Origin of the sequence: Pseudarthrobacter sp. LT1 (genome assembly GCF_035621795.1) — a bacterium.
Classification (GTDB): Bacteria; Actinomycetota; Actinomycetes; order Actinomycetales; family Micrococcaceae; genus Arthrobacter.
Genome location: NZ_CP141830.1, coordinates 93,939 through 112,508, shown reverse-complemented (window position 1 = coordinate 112,508; position 18,570 = coordinate 93,939). Strand labels below are relative to the sequence as shown.

At 67.0% G+C, this 18,570-nt stretch carries 18 protein-coding genes; 10 read left to right on the top strand and 8 right to left on the bottom strand.

Going from position 1 to position 18,570, the window contains the following annotated elements; all coding sequences use genetic code 11:
• The first annotated feature begins 169 nt into the window (after positions 1–169).
• The 6 genes from VIK36_RS00565 (at position 170) to VIK36_RS00540 (ending at position 6,084) form a co-directional block, all read left to right on the top strand.
• Positions 170–1,222 (top strand): D-2-hydroxyacid dehydrogenase, encoded by a 1,053-nt coding sequence (locus VIK36_RS00565; RefSeq protein WP_324643692.1) that lies wholly within the window; start codon positions 170–172, stop codon positions 1,220–1,222.
• Between the two features lie 17 nt (positions 1,223–1,239).
• Positions 1,240–1,977, top strand: a complete 738-nt coding sequence (locus VIK36_RS00560) for a fumarylacetoacetate hydrolase family protein (RefSeq protein WP_324643691.1) — start codon at positions 1,240–1,242, stop codon at positions 1,975–1,977.
• 92 nt (positions 1,978–2,069) lie between these two features.
• Complete coding sequence (locus tag VIK36_RS00555) at positions 2,070–2,867, top strand: IclR family transcriptional regulator (RefSeq protein ID WP_324643690.1); 798 nt, start codon at positions 2,070–2,072, stop codon at positions 2,865–2,867.
• 159 nt (positions 2,868–3,026) lie between these two features.
• Positions 3,027–4,376 carry an MFS transporter gene (locus tag VIK36_RS00550; RefSeq protein ID WP_255173930.1) on the top strand — a complete coding sequence of 450 codons (1,350 nt, stop codon included), beginning with the start codon at positions 3,027–3,029 and terminating at the stop codon, positions 4,374–4,376.
• Complete coding sequence (locus VIK36_RS00545; protein WP_324643689.1) at positions 4,373–5,317, top strand: NAD(P)-dependent oxidoreductase; 945 nt, start codon at positions 4,373–4,375, stop codon at positions 5,315–5,317. The genes VIK36_RS00550 and VIK36_RS00545 overlap by 4 nt, the downstream gene beginning before the upstream one ends.
• A gap of 74 nt (positions 5,318–5,391) precedes the next feature.
• Positions 5,392–6,084, top strand: a complete 693-nt coding sequence (locus VIK36_RS00540) for a PAS and ANTAR domain-containing protein (protein ID WP_324643688.1) — start codon at positions 5,392–5,394, stop codon at positions 6,082–6,084.
• A gap of 21 nt (positions 6,085–6,105) precedes the next feature.
• On the opposite strand, the gene VIK36_RS00535 is transcribed toward VIK36_RS00540, so the two are convergent.
• Positions 6,106–6,495 carry a CBU_0592 family membrane protein gene (locus VIK36_RS00535; RefSeq protein ID WP_324643687.1) on the bottom strand — a complete coding sequence of 130 codons (390 nt, stop codon included), beginning with the start codon at positions 6,493–6,495 and terminating at the stop codon, positions 6,106–6,108.
• 256 nt (positions 6,496–6,751) lie between these two features.
• Here VIK36_RS00535 and VIK36_RS00530 point away from each other — a divergent pair, with 256 nt between their 5' ends.
• The 3 genes from VIK36_RS00530 (at position 6,752) to VIK36_RS00520 (ending at position 10,100) form a co-directional block, all read left to right on the top strand.
• Entirely contained in the window at positions 6,752–7,201 is a 450-nt protein-coding gene (locus VIK36_RS00530) for a helix-turn-helix transcriptional regulator (RefSeq protein WP_324643686.1), read from the top strand.
• Positions 7,198–7,617: a VOC family protein gene (locus VIK36_RS00525; RefSeq protein WP_324643685.1), complete on the top strand. Its 420-nt coding sequence runs from the start codon at positions 7,198–7,200 to the stop codon at positions 7,615–7,617. Before VIK36_RS00530 ends, VIK36_RS00525 begins: the two co-directional genes overlap by 4 nt.
• Positions 7,618–7,730: 113 nt before the next feature.
• Complete coding sequence (locus VIK36_RS00520) at positions 7,731–10,100, top strand: excinuclease ABC subunit UvrA (RefSeq protein WP_324645338.1); 2,370 nt, start codon at positions 7,731–7,733, stop codon at positions 10,098–10,100.
• A 16-nt stretch (positions 10,101–10,116) separates the two neighbouring features.
• Here VIK36_RS00520 and VIK36_RS00515 read toward each other — a convergent pair whose 3' ends face one another.
• Positions 10,117–11,091 (bottom strand): alpha/beta hydrolase, encoded by a 975-nt coding sequence (locus tag VIK36_RS00515; RefSeq protein ID WP_324643684.1) that lies wholly within the window; start codon positions 11,089–11,091, stop codon positions 10,117–10,119.
• Between the two features lie 61 nt (positions 11,092–11,152).
• On the opposite strand from VIK36_RS00515, the gene VIK36_RS00510 reads away from it, so the two are divergent.
• Positions 11,153–11,725, top strand: coding sequence for an MOSC domain-containing protein (locus tag VIK36_RS00510; protein ID WP_324645337.1), 573 nt, complete (start codon positions 11,153–11,155; stop codon positions 11,723–11,725).
• A 147-nt stretch (positions 11,726–11,872) separates the two neighbouring features.
• On the opposite strand, the gene VIK36_RS00505 is transcribed toward VIK36_RS00510, so the two are convergent.
• Genes VIK36_RS00505 through VIK36_RS00480 form a run of 6 tightly spaced genes read right to left on the bottom strand, consistent with a single transcriptional unit; the run spans position 11,873 to position 18,511 of the window.
• Complete coding sequence (locus tag VIK36_RS00505; protein WP_324643683.1) at positions 11,873–13,390, bottom strand: aldehyde dehydrogenase family protein; 1,518 nt, start codon at positions 13,388–13,390, stop codon at positions 11,873–11,875.
• A complete protein-coding gene (locus VIK36_RS00500; RefSeq protein ID WP_255173922.1) occupies positions 13,387–14,157 on the bottom strand; it encodes an HD domain-containing protein in 771 nt (256 codons plus the stop codon). Before VIK36_RS00500 ends, VIK36_RS00505 begins: the two co-directional genes overlap by 4 nt.
• 30 nt (positions 14,158–14,187) lie before the next feature.
• On the bottom strand, positions 14,188–15,489 hold the full coding sequence (locus tag VIK36_RS00495; RefSeq protein WP_324643682.1) for an NAD(P)/FAD-dependent oxidoreductase: 1,302 nt from the start codon (positions 15,487–15,489) through the stop codon (positions 14,188–14,190).
• A gap of 2 nt (positions 15,490–15,491) precedes the next feature.
• Positions 15,492–15,812, bottom strand: a complete 321-nt coding sequence (locus VIK36_RS00490; RefSeq protein WP_110542213.1) for a 2Fe-2S iron-sulfur cluster-binding protein — start codon at positions 15,810–15,812, stop codon at positions 15,492–15,494.
• Positions 15,813–15,861: 49 nt separating this feature from the next.
• A complete protein-coding gene (locus VIK36_RS00485) occupies positions 15,862–16,605 on the bottom strand; it encodes an SDR family NAD(P)-dependent oxidoreductase (protein ID WP_324643681.1) in 744 nt (247 codons plus the stop codon).
• A gap of 37 nt (positions 16,606–16,642) precedes the next feature.
• On the bottom strand, positions 16,643–18,511 hold the full coding sequence (locus VIK36_RS00480) for a PEP-utilizing enzyme (protein WP_324643680.1): 1,869 nt from the start codon (positions 18,509–18,511) through the stop codon (positions 16,643–16,645).
• Positions 18,512–18,570 lie beyond the last annotated feature (59 nt).

Below are 18,570 nucleotides of genomic sequence, written 5' to 3'. Positions count from 1 at the left end.
ATTCGTCATTATCAAGGGGCAAAAGTGATTTAGGCCATGGGCGCACGAAAGGGCGGAGTCCAATGCGGCAGCGCCAAAGTGTTGCGTTCGGCGGCCTCAGATCCCGAACAAAGCATCCAGAGCGAAATATGTGTTCACTATTTAGGACGACGCCCAATATGCTGTACGCATGACTTCCATCAAGACAGTGGCCATCGCCGTCCCGCTCGAAGCAGAGCTTGTGGACCAGATCCGCGCCGTTGACCCGTCCATCAACGTCCTCTACCAGCCGGACCTCCTGCCGCCCGAACGTTTCCCGGCCGACCACGCAGGGGATCCGGCCTTCAAACGGACGGACGAACAGGAACAGCGCTACTGGGAGATACTCAACAGCGCCGAGGTGCTGTACGGCTTCCCCAACGAGAGCCCTGACGGCCTGGCACGCGTCGCCAGGGAAAACCCAAGGTTGCAGTGGGTCCACGCCATGGCGGCCGGGGCGGGCGGAGCCGTCAAGGCATCCGGGCTGAACCAGGATGTCCTGCAGAAGTTCAGGATCACCACCTCCGCCGGAGTCCACGCCCTTCCCCTCGCAGAGTTTGCGGCGATGGGAATCCTCAACGGCTTCAAGCGCAGCGCCGAACTTGCGCAGGACCAGGCTGCGAAGGCCTGGCCCAGCCTCCGGGTCCCCACCCGTCTGGTCAACGGATCAAACCTGGTCATCAGCGGTCTGGGTGAAATCGGGCTGGAAACCGCCCGGATCGCCCGGGCGCTAGGCATGAAGGTCAGTGGCACCAAGCGGACCGTGGAGCCCATCGACGGGATCGACCACGTCGTGGACAACGAAGGCCTCCCCGCCCTCCTGGCCACGGCAGACGCCGTCGTCAACACTCTGCCCGGCACCGCCTACACGGAAAAGCTGTTCAACCGGGAGATGTTCGCCGCCATGAAGCCCGGGACCACGTTCGTCAACGTGGGCCGCGGAACGGTCGTGGACGAGGATGCGCTGCTGGAGGCACTGGACAACGGCCAGGTGGGCTACGCCTGCCTGGACGTCTTCGCCGTGGAACCACTGCCGCAGGACAGCCCCCTGTGGAACCACCCCAAGGTCATGGTCTCACCCCACACCTCGGCCCTCAGCGCCGCCGAGAACCGCCTCATCACGGAGCGGTTCTGCAGCAATCTCCGGACGTTCCTCGACGGCGGGGACCTCCCCCACCTCGTGGACACGGTCCACTTCTACTAGGACTGGGCGGAGAACCGGTGCGCATCGCAAGACTAAAAACAGCAGCAGGCCCGCAGCACGCAATCGAACGGGACGGGGAATGGCACCACGTCATCGACCCGTTTGAGGAAACCCTCCGCTACACCGGCGGCGCCACCACACACAGCGAGGCCACGTTCCTCGCCCCGGTGACGCCCGCCGTCGTCCTGGGCATTGGCCACAACCGGACCTTGAATGACCATCCCCTGCCCATCCAGGCGTGGCACAAGTCCGTCCACACCGTCGCCGGGCCGGGCGACGCCATCACCGCAGTCCGCGGCCAAGGCACGGTCAATGCCGAGGGTGAACTCGCCGTCGTGATCGGCAGGACAGCCGCCAACCTGACTTCAGAAAACGCCCTGGATCACGTCCTCGGCTACACCTGCGTCAACGACGTCACCAACGTGGACCAGAACGCGGTGGACGAGCGGAACTTCCAAGGCAAGGCCGGCGTCAACTACACACCTATCGGCCCCTGGATAGAAACCGGACTCCCGGACCCCGAAAAGGTGGCCATCGACGTCTACGTCAACGGGACAGCCAAGGCCACCTCCGGGACCTTCAACCTCCCCTCCTCGGTAGTGGAATGCCTCATCTACGTCACTTCATGGCTGACCCTGGAACCAGGCGACGTGGTGATGACCGGAGCGCCCGCCACAGTGGTACCCGTCGAGCCCGGGGACCGGGTGGAGATTGTGGTGGAGGGCATTGGCACCCTGAGCAGCCCGGTGGCCTGACAGCGCCGGGGTACGGCCGCCGCATTTATGATGGATTGCGTTCAGTCGACTGAACGACACCAAAGTCTGCCCTGGCGACCCAAAGGAGAATCATGGCCGATTCCCATGCCCCCGCTTCATCCGACAAAGCCGGAGCCACCTCGCCGGCGCCGGCTGTCACCCGGGCAGCAGCCGTCCTGGATGCCCTCGCCGCCTCGGCCACCGGCCGCCTGACCCTGAGCGACCTCTCGCGCGAAGTGGGCATCCCCAAGTCCTCCACTTCCAACCTCCTGCTGGCACTGGAGGAGGCCCGGCTGATCAGCCGGCAGGGCTCGGAGTTCACCCTGGGCCGCAAGCTGGTGGAACTGGGCGCCGCCTACCTTGGCCGGATGGATGAAGTGCAGGAGTTCTACCGCTACTGCGAACAGGCCTCCGTCCTTTCCCGCGAGACGGTGCGGATCGCCATGCTGGACGGCACCAACGTCATCTACCTGGCCCGGTACGAGGGCCATCCCGCGGTGCGGCTCACGTCCAACATCGGCGACAAGATGCCGGTGTCCCTGTGCGCCGTGGGCAAGGCGCTGATTGCGCGGCTGCGTGACCATGACCTGGAGGAAATGTTCCCGGACGACGCTGAACTGCCGGTGCTCACACCCAAATCCCTGCGCACGGGTGCGGAACTGAAGGCGCAGCTGAAGGAGATCCGCGAGCAGGGCTTTGCCTTCGAGGACGAAGAATCCACCACCGGCGTGGTGTGCCTCGCCGTCTCCGTCCCCACCCGCGGCGCCCACGGTCCCAGCCTGGGCCTTTCCGTGACAGCGCTCAAGGCCACCTACACGCCGGAGCAGGGCTCCCAAATGGTCAAGGAACTGCAGGAACTTGCCCACTCCCTGGGCAACCCGATGGGCTAGGAACGCGCCAACCGGACGGGCTTTTCGTAACTCAAAACCAAAAACTGTTGCTCGTTGTTCAGCTTGCTGTATTGTGTTCAGCATAGTGACCGACACAACACGTGTTGTCGCTATCCCACCAGGCCAACGGGGGCCTGGAGTGCATTAGAGGGAGTTCTCGTGACAACTCGTACTAACTCACCGCAGGCCACCACGGACGGCGCCGTCGTCGATCCGGACCAGCTGCGAAGGGCAACACTTGCCAGCTCCGTGGGATCCGCCCTGGAGTACTACGACTTCTACATCTACGGCCTGGCCTCGGCCCTGATCTTTGGCCCGCTGTTCTTCGCGCCGCTCGGCGAGAGCGGAGCCGTCATCGCCTCCTTCGCCACCTACGGCGTCGGCTTCGCGGCGCGGCCCTTCGGCGGCGTGGTCTTCGGCCACATCGGGGACCGCTTCGGCCGCAAGATGGTGCTCATCCTGACCATCGGCCTGATGGGCCTGTCCAGCTGCGCCATCGGCCTCCTGCCCACCTTTGAACAGGCGGGAATGCTGGGAGCGGTGCTCCTGGTGACGCTGCGCATCCTGCAGGGCCTGGGCGCAGGCGCCGAGCAGGCGGGCGCCACCACCCTCATCTCCGAGGTGGCCCCGCGCCGTCGTCGTGGCTTCTTCGCTTCCCTGCCGTTCGTGGGCATCCAGCTCGGCACCCTCCTGGGCGCCGGCACCTTCGCCCTGATGGCCCTGGCGGACAAGCAGGTCCTGCAGGGCTGGCTCTGGCGCGTTCCGTTCCTGGCCAGCATCATCCTGATCGCGATTGCCGTGTTCATCCGCCTCCGCCTCAAGGAGACCCCCGTCTTCCAGGAACTGGAGAAGCACAAGGCCGTGGTCAAGAACCCGGTGGGCCAGATCTGGAAGCACTCCAAGAAAAACGTGCTGGTGGGCATTGGCCTCCGCATGGGCGAAAACGGCAACTCGTCCATCTACTCCGCGCTGCTGGTGTCCTTCATCAGCATGCCGGCCGGCGTCTTCCCCGGCGACAAGTTCATCGGCCCCACCGGCCTGCTGATCGCCGCGGGCTTCGCAGCGGTGCTGGTCGTTGCCTTCGGCGCCCTGTCCGACCGCTTCGGCCGGGTTCCCGTGTACCGCTACGGCGCGCTCTTCCAGGCCGTCATCGCCCTGCCGGCCTTCTACCTGGTCACGCTCGGCAACGTCGCCTTGGTCTGGGCGGTCATGGTGGTAGGCATCGCCCTCGGCGTGCAGTCCATGCTTGGTCCGCAGTGCGCCCTGCTCCCGGAACTCTTCGGCTCCCAGCACCGCTTCACCGGCGTGGCGCTCAGCCGCGAACTTTCCGCGGTGCTCGCCGGCGGCTTTGCCCCGATGATCGGCGTCGCACTGCTGGCGGCCACCAACCACTCCTGGCTGGTGCCCGCGATCTACTCGCTGGTCCTGGCGGCAATCTCGTTCGCCACCACGTTCTTCACCCCGGAAACCAACGGCCGCGACCTGGTCCTCGTGGAGGACGCCAGGTGAACAACGGCAACCCCGGCCCGGCGGATCCCGCACCCAAGCGCGCGGGGTTCGTCGGGCTGGGGCTGATGGGGGCACCGATGGCCGCCAACCTGCTCACGGCAGGGTGGCAGGTCACGGGCTGGAACCGCTCCCCCGCCGCGGTCCGCGACCTCGAGTCGCTGGGCGGGACCGGCGCCAGCCACGTTGCGGACCTTCGGGACGAGCCCGTCATCATCTTCATGCTCCCCGACCTCCCCTTCATCGAGGACGCTGCGGCGGGGCTCCTGGAAGCGTGGCGGGCGGAACCGCCCGCAGCCGGGACACTCGTTGTGGTGATGAGCAGCGTGTCCCCGGTCGCGGTGCGGGCCTTCGGGCTCGCTGTTGCGGATGCCAGCGGCGGGAACGCCTCAGTGCTCGATGCCCCGGTCAGCGGCGGAACGGACGGAGCGCAACGGGGGACCCTGGCCATCATGGCCGGCGGATCCCCGGAAGACTTCAACCGGGCCCTCCCGGCTTTGGAAGCAATGGGGACCTCCGTCCGCCGGCTGGGGGACCTGGGTGCCGGCTCGCTGGCCAAGGCATGCAACCAGCTGATCGTGGGAACCACGACGGCGGCACTCGCCGAAGCTGCCGAGCTTGCGGAACGCTCCGGCCTGGACGTCAGTGCCCTCTTCGAGGTCCTGGCTGGCGGCCTCGCTGCCAGCAGGGTGCTGGATCTGGTGGGCCCCCGGCTCGCGGCAAAGGATTACACGCCGACGGGACCGGCGAAGTTCATGCACAAGGACCTGTCCTTCGTGCTGGAAAGCGCCGCCAATGCCCGCACCGCTACACCCATGGCTTCCGCTGGCGTCGACCTGTACGCAGAACTGGTGGCGCAGGGCCTGGGCGACCAGGACCTGGCCGCGGTACGGCAGGCCATTGCCAATCTGGGCACCGCCTCCGCCGAGGAGTCTCCGCACTAAGTCCGCTGTTCGCCCGGCCCTGTTTAAGCCGCCCGGGCCTGCGGGCCCAGCCGCGGGCCCGCTGCTATATTCTGGTGTTTTCAGGCCTGGGCGCAGGGGAGCCGGGCTACAGCACGTCGAACGGCCCTTCAGTGATTCCCAACAGTGCACACCCAGACTCCATACAGGGGAAAGTCCCGCCCACCGATTTCCTCAACTGCCCCACCGGATTCGTCGAGTACTACTTCGCGGACGGCGTCTTCCGCTGGTCAGACGGGCTGTACCGGATGTACGGGTACGAACGGGGCGAGGTGGTCCCGACCATGGAGATGGTTCTTCCCCACGTCGAGCCCGAAGACCGGCCAAGGGTCCAGGCATACTGGGACCATGTGTCCACCCATGGCGGACCGTCATCCCTCTACCTGTCCATCCGGGACCGCAAGGACCGCCAGCACAAGCTGCTTTACTCTGCTGACTACATCATGGACGGAGACACCCCGATCGGCGTCTGGGGCGTGGTGGTGGACCTCACCACGTCAATCCATACGGACCGGCACCAGCTTGCCACCGAGGCGGTGGCGGCGTCGGCCCTCAACCGGGCGGTCATCGAACAAGCCAAGGGCGTCCTGATGGGCCGCACCGGAGTCACCGCCGACCAGGCCTACGGGCTCATCAACCAACTGAGCCAGGACACAAACCGCAAGGTCTACGCTGTTGCGCAGGACATCGTTGACCGCGCCACCGTCCGCGCCGGAGATCCGGAGAACCAGGGCCACCCCCTGCTGTAACCGCCGGACGCCGTCATTGGCCTAGACGGCCAGCCGGGGCCCGTCCGACAGGACGGGCGCGGAACTGACCACGGGCAGGGCGTCAGTGAATGCCTCGACGACGGCCAGCTGGCCGGTGGAGTCCGGAACACCCGGATACTGGACATGCGCGGCTTCAACCGGCTCGGCGGCCGCTTCCTCCGAACGCATGCGGACCAGCGCCACGGCAGAGATCAGGAACCAGGCAATATTGGTAACCACTGACGGCCAGGCGCCGTGCAGCGTTCCGTTGATGATGAAGGCGACCGAACCGAACAGGTTGGCGGTCTGGAAGCCCTTCCCGGCCTTCAGCCACCCCATGGAAACAGACAGGTACGCACTGAGAATCGCAACCGCGCCTGCCCAGCCGGCAATTTCCCACAGCAGTTCCATGGCGTCCTTCCAAGGTGGTGCCTGCGCAGTATCAGGGCAGGGCTCAAGAGGTGGTTCAAGGGTGGTTTCGCCGGATGCCGTTCCGTGGGAATCTGCATCATCCAGCTCTGCGTTGACTCGAGCCCTGTTCGGGCGAGGACCTCTTACGCTGGCCGGCGGCATAATCATATCCTGCGCGCTGACGCCCAAATTACTGCCGATACGTGATACTCCCCACGTCTGGACAAGGCCTGCGCGGCGTAGCACGATCGAAGCTGTGACCAGCAGTCCTGCCTCCGATCCCTACCTCCGCGAACTCACCCAGCTGAGGCGCGTCAAAGACCGGATGGACCGCGAATATGCCCAGCCGCTGGACGTCGAATCCCTTGCCAGGGATGTCCATATGTCGGCCGGCCATTTCAGCCGCCGCTTCAAGCTGGCCTACGGCGAATCCCCGTACAGCTACCTCATGACCCGCCGGATCGAACGGGCCATGGCGCTGCTCCGCAAAGGTGACCTCAGCGTCACCGAGGTGTGCTTCGCCGTCGGCTGTTCCTCGCTGGGCACCTTCAGCACCCGCTTCAGCGAACTGGTGGGCATGCCGCCGAGCGTCTACAAACAGGAGGCAGCGGAGTCGACGGCGGGGATCCCGGCCTGCGTGGCGAAACAGGTCACCAGACCGGTCAGGAATCGAGAAGCGCCGGCCCGTGAGCCGTCACTAGCATGACTGCCATGGACATCAACATTTCCTCAACCTTCCTTCCCGCCACAGACCCGGACGCCTCCCTGGCGTTCTACCGCGACGCCCTGGGCTTCGAAATCCGCAACGACGTAGGCCGCGGCAGCATGCGGTGGATTACCGTAGGCCCCGCCGGCCAGAAGGACGTTTCCATCGTCCTTCACCCGCCCGCCGTGGACCCGGGCATCACCGAGAGTGAGCGCCGCACCATCACCGAGATGATGGCCAAAGGTACCTACGCCACCATCGTCCTCTCCTCCCCCGACGTGGACGCCGCGTTCGCCAAGGTGGAGGCAACCGGGGCCGATGTGGTCCAGGAACCCATCGACCAGCCCTACGGCATCCGCGACTGCGCCTTCCGCGACCCGGCCGGCAACACGGTCCGCATCAACCAGCAGCCCTAGGCATATAAACAGACACGTATATACCGGACGACGCCGGAACGGGGGCTGCCAGCGCAGCTCCGCTTCGGCGCCGCTCCAGGAAGAAGGGGGACACTTTGAGCACGGAAGCAGACATGGAAACCAGGCAGGGAGCGCACGTTGCCGACAGCCACGACCTGATCCGGGTGCAGGGCGCGCGGGAGAACAACCTGAAGGACGTGAGCCTGGAGCTGCCCAAGCGCCGGCTGACCGCGTTTACGGGTGTTTCCGGCTCCGGCAAGAGCTCGCTGGTGTTCGCCACCATCGCCGCCGAGTCGCAGCGGATGATCAACGAAACCTACAGCGCGTTCGTGCAGGGGTTCATGCCCAGCCTGGCCCGGCCGGACGTGGACCGGCTGGAGGGGCTGACCACGGCGATCATCGTGGACCAGGAGCGGATGGGCGCCAACCCGCGCTCCACCGTAGGCACGGCCACCGACGCCAACGCCATGCTGCGGATCCTGTTCAGCAGGCTGGGCAAGCCCTACGTCGGCCCGCCCACGGCCTTCTCCTTCAACGTGCCCACCCGCAAGGCCAGCGGCATCATGAGCACCGAGAAAGGTGGCCGGGTGGAGAAGAACGTGGTACGCCAAGTCACCTACCTGGGCGGCATGTGCCCGCGCTGCGAGGGCATGGGGAACATTAGCGACATCGACCGGACCGCCCTCTATGACGAGTCAAAGTCCCTGAACGAGGGCGCGCTCACCGTTCCCGGCTACTCCATGGACGGCTGGTACGGCCGCCTGTTCGAGGGCATGGGCCTGCCCATGGACAAGCCGATCGCCAAGTTCACGGCGAAGCAGCTGGACACGATGCTGTACGCCGAGCCCACCAAGATCAACGTGGAAGGCGTCAACCTCACGTTCGAAGGGGTCATCCCCAAGATCCAGAAGTCCATGCTCTCCAAGGACGTGGAGGCGATGCAGCCGCACGTGAAGCGGTTCGTGGAGCGCGCCGTCACGTTCGCCACCTGCCCGGACTGCGGCGGAACCCGCCTGACCCCGGAAGTGCTCAACTCCCGGATCAACGGCAAGAACATCGCGGACCTGTGCACCATGCAGATCAGCGACCTGGCACAGTGGATCCGCGGGCTGGACGAGCCCTCCGTGCGGCCGCTGCTCGCCGGGCTGCGCGACCTGCTGGATTCGTTCGCCGAGATCGGCCTCGGCTACCTCTCCCTGGACCGCCCGGCGGGCACCCTCTCCGGAGGTGAGGCGCAGCGGACCAAGATGATCCGGCACCTGGGCTCCTCCCTCACCGATGTCACCTACGTTTTCGATGAACCGAGCATCGGCCTGCACCCGCACGACATCGAGCGGATGAACACGCTCCTGCTGCAGCTGCGCGACAAAGGCAACACGGTCCTGGTGGTGGAGCACAAGCCGGAGATGATCGCCATCGCCGACCACGTCGTCGACCTCGGTCCCAAGGCCGGTACCGGCGGCGGCGAGATTGTCTACGAGGGCAATGTGGACGGGCTGCGTTCCAGCGGCACCATTACCGGCCGGCACCTGGACGACCGCGCCCGCCTGAAGGACTCCTTCCGGAAGGCCGCCGGCGCCCTCGAGGTCCGCGGCGCGTCAACGAACAACCTGCAGGACGTCGACGTCGATGTGCCGCTCGGCGTCCTCTGCGTGGTGACGGGCGTGGCCGGCTCCGGCAAGAGCTCCCTGATCCACGGCTCGCTGGCAAAACGCGAAGGGGTGGTCGTCATCGACCAGGGTGCCATCAAGGGGTCCCGACGGAGCAATCCGGCCACCTACACGGGCCTGCTGGAGCCCATCCGAAAGGCGTTCGCCAAGGCCAACGGCGTAAAGCCGGCGCTCTTCAGCTCCAACTCAGAGGGTGCCTGCCCCACCTGCAACGGCGCCGGCGTGATCTTCACCGAGCTGGGCGTCATGGCCACGGTCGAGTCCACCTGCGAGGACTGCGAGGGGCGCCGTTTCCAGCCCGCCGTCCTCGAATACACTCTGGGCGGCCAGAACATTGCGGACGTCCTGGACATGTCGGTGGATGCGGCACTGGCGTATTTTGCCGAGGGCGAGGCCAAAACGCCCGCCGCGCACAAGGTCCTGGAACGCCTGGCCGACGTGGGCCTGGGCTACATCTCCCTGGGCCAGCCGCTGACCACCCTGTCCGGCGGCGAGCGCCAGCGGCTCAAGCTGGCCACCCAGATGGCGGAGTCCGGAGACGTCTACATCCTGGATGAGCCCACGGTGGGGCTGCACCTGGCGGACGTCGAACAGCTGCTGGGGCTGCTGGACCGGCTGGTTGATTCAGGAAAGTCCGTGATCGTCATCGAGCACCATCAGGCGGTGATGGCGCACGGTGACTGGATCATCGACATCGGCCCGGGAGCAGGGCACGACGGCGGCAGGATCGTCTTCGAGGGCACCCCGGCTGACCTGGTGGCCGGCCGGGCCACGCTCACCGGCCAGCATCTGGCGGCGTACGTCGGGGCCTGAAGCCGCTGGACCCTGCTTAGCGTCCGCCTGGCAGCTGACCCAGGAAGCTGACGGTGGCGGCGGCGACCTGCTGCTGGGCGGCGCTGCGGCTGATGCCGGGCTGGCCGTCGCCCGGTTGTGCGCCGTAGTCACCGAAGAACGCGTGCACTCCGCCCTGGACGGCGGCGAACTCCGTGTCCGGGGGCAGGAGTTCCCGGGAGGCCTGGATCTTGTCCGGCGTGCTGAGACCGTCCTTGGTCCCGGAGACGGACAGGACGGAGAGGCCGGGCCGTCCCCGCAGCGATTCCACCGGGTAGGAGGCGTACAGGACCAGGCCATTAATGTCGGTGTTCGCCAGGGCGAATGACGATGCGGACACCCCGCCCAGGGAGTGGCCGCCCACCGCCCACGTGGTGATGTCCGGGTTGTCCTCGATGGCGCTGCGGGCCTGGTTGCCGTCCAGCAGGCTCAGCCCGAGCGGCTCCTTCAGGATGACCACCCGGTACCCGGCGCCCACCACGGGGCCCAGGATGTCCTGGTAGGCCCGGGCGTCCACGCGTGCGCCCGGGTAGAAGACCAGTCCTTTGGTGGCGTTTGCTGCGTCGGGTGACATGGTGATGGCGGTACTGGTTTCGGTGACAGTGAGGTCCGATGCCGGCCCGGCCTCCGCCGTTGGGCCCGGCTGGTAGGCGAAGGGGCTGAGCCAGGCCAGCCCGGCGGCGAGCGCCAGGACGGCAACCCTGCCGGCCCACGCCGCGACGGCCCGGACGCGGGAGCGGGGCCGGGGGACATCGCGGCGGCGCCAGAGCAGAGCTGCCCAGCCGGCACCGGCGGCAGCCGCTGCCAGCAGGATGCCCGGCAGCAGCGGGTGGCCGCCCAGGACAGCCGAGTTCCCTGCCAGCATCCACAGCGCAACGCCGGTCAGGGCGGCGGCGCACCCTGCCGATGCCCAGAAAAGGGCCGTCCGTTTCCTGGGCAGCGCGCTGGCTTGGCCGGCAGGTGAGGTCTCCATGGTTCCTGATCCTTCCATCCGGCGGCAGGATTTCAATGCCGGGCTGGCCTACGCTGGCCGTATGCCCGAAAAGTTCCGGTACGACGTCGAGATCCTGCACCTGCTGGTATCCCCCGCGCACGCTTACTTTGGCCGGGCCCGGGACGGTGCCGCCAGCGTTCCCACCACTGATGCTCCGCAGGCCGAGGTGGTGGCCGGCAAGGGCATCGTGGGCGACCGCTTCTTCGGCAAGGCCGCCCACATGGATGCTGCGGTGACCCTGTTCGCCGTCGAATCCCTCGAAGCCATCGCCGCCGAGTTGGGCACGGCGCCGTTCGATCCGCTGCTGACCCGCCGGAACGTGGTGCTGCGCGGAGCCCAGCTGGTGCCGTTGCTGGGGCAGGACTTCGTGCTGGAATCCGGCGGCTCCTCGGTGACCCTGCACGGCGGCCGGCACGCCCAGCCCTGCGCCTGGATGAACGAAATGCTCGCCCCCGGCGCCCATCCGGCCATGCGCGGCCGTGGCGGCATCCGCTGCCGGGCCGTCTCCAGTGGATTTTTGCACCAGGGTCCTGCCGTGCTGGTCAGCCCGGTGCCGCTGGACCCTGCCCGGGCAGGCGAGGCGAGCGTCCTCCGTCCGTCCCGCCTGCCGTAGCAGGCCCCGCCCTGCAAGACGTAAGACGGACGACGGCGTCACGCACGGCACGCTTTCGGCCCACCTTGGGCGGGGAAGCCCCGGAAATCCTGGCTTCCGCCGTCGTGCGCTGCCTGAAAGCATGCCTGGCGCGACGCCTGCCGCGCCCTACCTTTTCCGGTGGATCGACTTGTAGCTCAGGTAGGCGTTGAGGCCCTCGATCCCGTACTCGGTGCCCAGCCCGGAGTCGTGCCGGCCGCCGAACGGGGCGGAGTGGTTGGAGGCGAAGAAGTTCAGTCCCACCGAGCCCGTGTCCATGCGGTCCGCCACGGCGAGCGCGGCGTCCTCGTCCCGGCCGAACACCAGGCCGCCCAGGCCGAATTCAGTGTTGTTCGCCAGCGCCACTGCCTCCTCGACACTGCCGCCGGCGTCGTTGTATTTGAGGATGGTGATCACCGGCCCGAAGATCTCTTCGCGGGCGATCCGCATGTCCGGGGTGACGTCGGCGAACACAGTTGGCTCCACAAAGTAGCCGTTCTCCAACCCTCCGGTCAGCGACGCAGCGCGCCCTCCGGTGGTGGCGCGGGCGCCTTCAGCCAGCCCGGACTCGACGTACTCCATGACGGTCCGGTACTGCGGTTCGGTGGCGCAGGGGCCAAACACCGTCTCGGGATCCAGCGGATCACCCTGTTTCCCGGCGGCGATGGTGGCAGTAACCATGTCCACCACTTCGTCGTAGCGGCTGGCCGGGGCCAGAATGCGCGTGGAGATGTAGCAGGTCTGCCCGGTGTTGCGCATGGAGGACTTGATCAGCACCCGGGACATGGCGTCCAGGTCCGCGTCCGGCAGGACGATGGCGCTGGACTTGCCGCCCAGTTCCAGCGTGACAGGGCGCAGCAGCTCGCCGCAGGCCGCGGCGATCTTGCGGCCCACCGGCGTCGAACCCGTGAACGCTACCTTGGCCACTCCGGGGTGCTTGACCAGCACGTCACCCAGGCGGCCGGAGCCGGTGACCAGGTTGACGACGCCGGCCGGGACGCCTGCTGCGGCAATGGCGTCGATGATCACGCGGATGGACAGCGGGGTGGGGGACGCGGGTTTGATCACCACGGTGCAGCCGGCCAGCAGCGCCGGCGCCAGCTTGATCATCACCAGGTTGATGGGGAAGTTCCACGGGGCGATCAGGGCGCAGACGCCCAGGGGATCGCGCCGCACCACCGATTCGCCGCCGCCACGGGGGAAGGGCCGGACGTCCTCCTGTTCCAGGTATCCGGCCAGGGTGGCGAAATAGCGGAGGATCCCGGCGGCGTTGGCGGCAGCACCGGACGATTCGGCCACCGGCGATCCGTTCTCCCGCGAGTTGGTCAGGGAGAGTTCGTCAGCGCGCTTCTCCACTTCGTCGGCGATCCGGAGCAGGTAGGCGGCCCGCCCGGACGGTGCCAGCCGGGGCCATTTGCCAGCGAACGCTTTTTGGGCGGAGCCGACGGCGGCATCCACGTCCTCCGGGGTGCCGTCCGGGACCGAGCCCCAGATTTCGCCGGTGGCGGGGTCGGTGACCGGGTTCCGGCCGGTGCCCCGGGACCGCTGCCAGGCGCCGTCGAAGTAGATGGTGTCCACGTGGGTGTGCGGCAGGGCAAGGCCGGACCGTGTGGCCAGGGCCGGTGCGTCATGCGTGGCGGAGGTCATCGGATCACCGCCGTCTTCAGCAGGGCGTTGGACCGGCAGAGGTCCGCGGTGGCCATCTCCAGGGCAGCCTCAGTGATGAGTTCCGGGATGATTTCGGCGGCCAGCCGGTCCGTGTAGGTGGCGGGGTCCATCCCGAACCAGGATGAGGCCAGGGCGATGCCGGCGTGGTCGAACCGCCACAGCCTGTCGGCGTCACGCATCAGCGCGTCCTCCAGTGAGCGGGCCACGGGCCGGGTGTCGTGGCCGTCGATGATCGCACAGACCTGGTCCACGAAGCCGGGGGCGTAGCCCAGTCCGGGGAGGACCCGTCGGGCCACGTCGCAGCCCTGCTTCTCGTGCTCATAGCGGATGGTGGCCTTGCGCCAGTCCCCCGTGAACCCTTCCGAGAGGATCCGGGACTCATCCACGTGGGCCCAGCCGGTGTCGTGCAGCAGCGTTGCCACCCGGACCAGTTCGGCGTCCGCGTCCGGGTAGGCCCGGCACAGCCGTTCGGCGAAGGCAAGGGAGATGGGCAGGTGGATGTCGTTGCCGCGGGTCCTGGTTTCGTGGACCACTGCTTTCCAGAGCGCGTCGAGCGAGTCCAGGGCCGCGGGGGTGCCCGTGATGGGGGTGGTATCCACGGGTCCCGGGGCGGGAATGGGCCGGACGCTGTACTCAGCGGCAAAGGCATCGGCCAGGGCGTCGCCCGTGTCCGGTGCGGTGCCGGGGGCGCTGCCGGCGGCGGTGCCGGGCTCCGCCGGGGCAAACGGCGTCTTGGGGGTGCTCATAATGCTCCTTCGGGTTGGCCGGCCTCGCGGCTAGCTGTCCGTAGTGATGGTCTTGAGTTGGGTGCCGGGGTCTGCGGCGGCATCGGCGGGAATGTTGAGGCCCTTGGCGAGCGCGTTCTTGACGGCCATGAAGTCGAGTGGTGCGTTGACGCAGTCCGCGGCGATGATGCGGCCCTGGCGGTAGTAGAGGACGCTGAATTTTCCGCGTTCCTGGTCGTTCCGGACCACGGTTTGGTCGTAGCCGTTGCACAGGCCGGCGATCTGCAGCTTGAGGTCCGCCTGGTTGGACCAGAACCACGGGATGCCGGCGTATTCCTCGCGCCGTCCGGTCAGCGAATAGGCGGCCACCTTGGCGTGCTCGATGGCGTTGTTGACGCTTTCCAGCCGGATCCGTTCCCCGGGCTCGGAGCCGGGAACGGGGTTGGGCATGTTGGCGACGTCCCCCACGGCCACCGTGGTGCCGTCGGAGGCCAGCGCGAACCGGTCCACCACCACGCCGTTGTCCACGGCCAGGCCCAGCTGTTCTGCCAGCTGCGTGTTGGGAATGACGCCGATGCCGATCAGGACGATCTGTGCCGGCAGTACCGTCCCGTCCTGGAGTTCGACGGCGGCAACCCGGGTGCCGCCGTCGTCAGCGGTGAAGCGCGCCGCACTGGTGTTGAGGCGGATATCCAGGCCGCGGGACCGGTGGGCCTGCAGGAAGTATTCGGCGGTCTCCTCCCCTACGGCCCTGCCGACCAGCCGCGGCCCGAACTCGAGCACGGTGACATTTTTACCCATTTTCTGCAGGCATGACGCGGCCTCCAGGCCGATGAACCCGCCGCCGATCACCACCACATCCGTGGCGTCGCCCACTCTTGCCTTCAGTGCCAGGGCGTCGTCGGCATTGCGGAGGTAGAGCACGCCGTCCAGGCCGTTGCCGTCAATCTCCAGCTTCCGGGCACGGGCGCCGACGGTGAGGGCCAGCCGCTTGAACGGGAACTCCCGGCCCGAGGACGCATGCGCCACCCCGGAACCGTCCGCGTCCTTGTCGATCCGGACGATGTATTCGCCCTTGACCAGGTCCACGTTGTGCTCGGCCCAGTAGTCGTTGGACCGGAAGATGAGGGATTCGCTTTCCACGGTGCCCTGCAGGAACTCCTTGGACAGCGCCGGCCGCTGGTACGGGCGGTGGTCCTCGTCCCCCAGCAGGGTGATGTGTTCGTCGAAGCCCAGCGCCCGGAGCGATACCGCCAACTGCACGCCGGACTGGCTGGCGCCGATGATCAGGAGCCCGGTCCTGGTGGGAACCGTGGCCGTTCCGGCTTCCTGCTCTACTGCCTGCGTTCCCATGGCTACACCTGGGTTTCGGGGGTGGTGACGAAGAGTTCCAGCTCCTCCGTCAGGCGGAGCTGACAGGACAGCCGGGAGTTGTCCTCACGGTCCACGGCAGTGCCATAGAGCATTTCATCCTCCATGTCCTCCATGGCGGGCAGCTGCGAGGCGCAGTCCTCGCGGACGAAGACGTGGCAGGTGGCGCAGGACAGCGAACCGCCGCACTCGGCCACGATGCCGGGAACGCCGTTGCGCACCGCGGTTTCCATGACCGAATCGCCTGCATTGCCTTCGACGTCCCGGACGGTGCCTTCTGCGTCGGTGAAGTGAACCGTTGGCATTGTGGTCCTCCTTGCTTGAAGTTGGTTGGATGGGGGCGGGGGTGGCCGGTCAGATGAACTGCCGGCCGCCGTCCACCACCATGGTCTGGCCGGTGTAGTAAGAGCTGTCAGGCCCGGCGAGGAACAGGGCGGCGCCCACAATGTCCTCGGGCTGGCTGGCGCGTTTGATGGCGCCGCGGTCCACGCCGTAGTTCTCGGCGTTTTCCATCAGTCCGTAGCTGGCCTCGGTGAGCGTGAAGCCGGGGGCGATCGCGTTCACCGTGATCCCCCGCCGACCCAGTTCCTTGGCCATGACCCGGGTGAGTGCCACCACGCCGCCCTTGGAGGCGACGTAGTGCGCCCATTGCTCGGAGCCGCTGAAGATCGTGGCGCTGGAAAGGTTGATGACGCGTCCGCCTTCCCCCAGGTAGGGGCTCGCGGCACGGGTCACCAGCCAGGGTCCCTTGAGGTTGACGTTCATCACCAGGTCCCATTCGGCCGGATTGATGTCCTCGAAGCGGCTGCGGGTCACCCCCGCGTACACCGCCGCGTTGTTGAGGACGACGTCGATGCGGCCGTTGCCGAACTCCACGCAGCTTGCGGCTAGCTGCTCCGTGGAGTCGACGTCGGTCACGTCGGCGGCGAAGGCAGCGGCGTGGGCGCCCGCTTCACGGACCAGCTTGGCGGTCTGTTCGGCACCCTCGAGATTGATGTCCGCCACCGCCACCCGGTATCCACGGCCGGCAAAACCGAGCGCGAACGCCCTGCCCAGCCCGCCCGCGGCGCCGGTGATAAGGACCGTCTTTTCGTTCATGCCTTCAGCGGAATATTCGCCTGAGGGCATGTCCCGTTCAGACATGGCTGTGGCTGTGGGCGCCGGGTCCGGCAACCACGAGGTCGTCCTCGGCGTCCAGGATCTGGACCGTGCCCTTGGTGCCGTCCACACGCAGCCGCTGGCCGGTCTTGATGGTGGTGGATCCGGAGCCCGTGCCGGTGACGGCAGGCAGGCCGTATTCGCGGCACACGATCGCGGCGTGGCTCATCATGCCGCCGATGTCCGTGACCGTGGCGCTGATCTTGCCGAAGATGGGACCCCAGGAGGGAGCCGTCACCGTGGCCACCAGGATTTCGCCCTGCTGCACCTCGGAGAGCTGGTCGGCGTCGGTGACCACGCGGGCCAGGCCTTCCACCACGCCGGGTGAGGCGGCCATGCCGCGCAGTCCGCCGCCTTCCACTTCTTCACCGGCTCCCAGCCACTGCTGGACCTGTTCGGTGGTGATGCCCCAGAGCATCCGGGTGAAGGGTTCGGTGATGGATGCCGGCGGGGTGTTCAGGGCCGGCGCGGGGCGGGCGGTCTTGAGGGCGTCCACGATGCCGCGGCGGCGTTCGATCTCTTCGGGCCAGTAGTCGGGGCCGATGGGCTTGGCACCCACGCCCCACCCGGTGACCAGGTCGAAGAGGGCGTCGCGGACCTCGTTGCGGCCCAGGTAGAGCAGGTCGTCCGGCTGGGTCCAGAAGCCCTCGGCATGCATCATGCGGGAGAGTTCGCGGATCTTGCGCCAGAAGACGCCCATGGTCCAGTGTTCGATGTAGAAGTTGTGGTTCTCCACGTAGGGGTAGGCGGTGGCAGCGAGGCCGCGCTTGGCGTCGAAGACTGCCTGGTTCTCGCCTTCAAGGAGGTCACGGTATTCCTCGATGATGCGGTCGCGTTCGGCGATGAGGGCCTCGACGGGACGCATAATCTCCTGGCCCTCGTCCACGCGCCGGATGTAGTCGGCGATGTAGCCCAGCGGGATTTCCTGGTTCACGTTCCAGTACTTGTCGTGGCCGTAGAAGCCGTTGCCCACGGTGAAGTTGAACCACGGGTCCTTGGCACCTTCGTACTGGGCCAGCCAGCGGTCCCCGCCCGGGGCGGCGGCGATGGCACCCAAAGTAGCCTCGACGTCGTCCGTGTTTCCAAAGTGGGGCTGGAGGCCCAGTTCGACGGCAAGCTTGGCGAGCTGCTTGAGCTCGTCATCGGGGCGGAACAGTTCCATGTCCACGCCCTGGACCATGCTGGCGATCGACTGGTCCGGGATGTTGGGGAAGACCTGCTTGCAGAAGTTGAAGAAGTCCAGGTAGGCGATGTAGCCCAGGTTCAGGAACTCGAAGTGGTACTGCCAGTTCTGGTAGGCCAGCTGGATGAGGCGGTCGTAGCTTTCCAGGAGCTTCTCGGAGCCGTCCTTGCCCTTGCCGGAGGTGATGTCCTCCATGGGGACCATGTCCGGCAGCTTGGGGAAGGAAATGGTCTCCATCTCGGCGATGGTGCCCTTGACCTTGACGTGCCATTCCTTGAGCAGCTGCTCCCAGTTCTGGAAGTAGTGGCCGACGCGCTGCTCGAACAGCGGCACACGGGCGGCAATCTGATCCTCCGGGACGGGAATGGGGGACATGTAGAGGTACCCCAGGTGGATGCGGAACTCGATGCCGTTGGCGTTGGGGATCATCAGGTGCCGGGCGTTGTACTGGCCCAGGCACTTGACCGCGAATTCGCCGCCGATGGTCTCGAAGGGCTTGAACACGGTGGGCCAGTGCTGGCTGTCGCAGAACCAGAACTTGGCGTCCTCCTGCTCCTTGAGCTTGTCCTGGAACACCAGGTAGTAGGGGTAGATCTTTTCCCAGCCTTCGGCCCCGGCGGGAACCGGCAGCTCGGAGGGCTTGGGGAACGACTTCATGGACATGGCGGTCCTTTCAGGAGGGCTCGGCGGTGAGCCTTGGTGGGGGTGAAGCCTCGGATGGG

Excerpts from the sequence above, each read along its gene's own strand:
- VIK36_RS00565 (WP_324643692.1), top strand. The coding sequence starts at position 170 with ATGACTTCCATCAAGACAGTGGCCATCGCCGTCCCGCTCGAAGCAGAG.
- VIK36_RS00555 (WP_324643690.1), top strand. The coding sequence starts at position 2,070 with ATGGCCGATTCCCATGCCCCCGCTTCATCCGACAAAGCCGGAGCCACC.
- VIK36_RS00535 (WP_324643687.1), bottom strand. The coding sequence starts at position 6,495 with ATGGAACTGCTGTGGGAAATTGCCGGCTGGGCAGGCGCGGTTGCGATT.
- VIK36_RS00525 (WP_324643685.1), top strand. The coding sequence starts at position 7,198 with ATGACTGCCATGGACATCAACATTTCCTCAACCTTCCTTCCCGCCACA.
- VIK36_RS00520 (WP_324645338.1), top strand. The coding sequence starts at position 7,731 with ATGGAAACCAGGCAGGGAGCGCACGTTGCCGACAGCCACGACCTGATC.
- VIK36_RS00515 (WP_324643684.1), bottom strand. The coding sequence starts at position 11,091 with ATGGAGACCTCACCTGCCGGCCAAGCCAGCGCGCTGCCCAGGAAACGG.
- VIK36_RS00510 (WP_324645337.1), top strand. The coding sequence starts at position 11,153 with ATGCCCGAAAAGTTCCGGTACGACGTCGAGATCCTGCACCTGCTGGTA.
- VIK36_RS00505 (WP_324643683.1), bottom strand. The coding sequence starts at position 13,390 with ATGACCTCCGCCACGCATGACGCACCGGCCCTGGCCACACGGTCCGGC.
- VIK36_RS00500 (WP_255173922.1), bottom strand. The coding sequence starts at position 14,157 with ATGAGCACCCCCAAGACGCCGTTTGCCCCGGCGGAGCCCGGCACCGCC.
- VIK36_RS00495 (WP_324643682.1), bottom strand. The coding sequence starts at position 15,489 with ATGGGAACGCAGGCAGTAGAGCAGGAAGCCGGAACGGCCACGGTTCCC.
- VIK36_RS00490 (WP_110542213.1), bottom strand. The coding sequence starts at position 15,812 with ATGCCAACGGTTCACTTCACCGACGCAGAAGGCACCGTCCGGGACGTC.
- VIK36_RS00485 (WP_324643681.1), bottom strand. The coding sequence starts at position 16,605 with ATGAACGAAAAGACGGTCCTTATCACCGGCGCCGCGGGCGGGCTGGGC.
- VIK36_RS00480 (WP_324643680.1), bottom strand. The coding sequence starts at position 18,511 with ATGTCCATGAAGTCGTTCCCCAAGCCCTCCGAGCTGCCGGTTCCCGCC.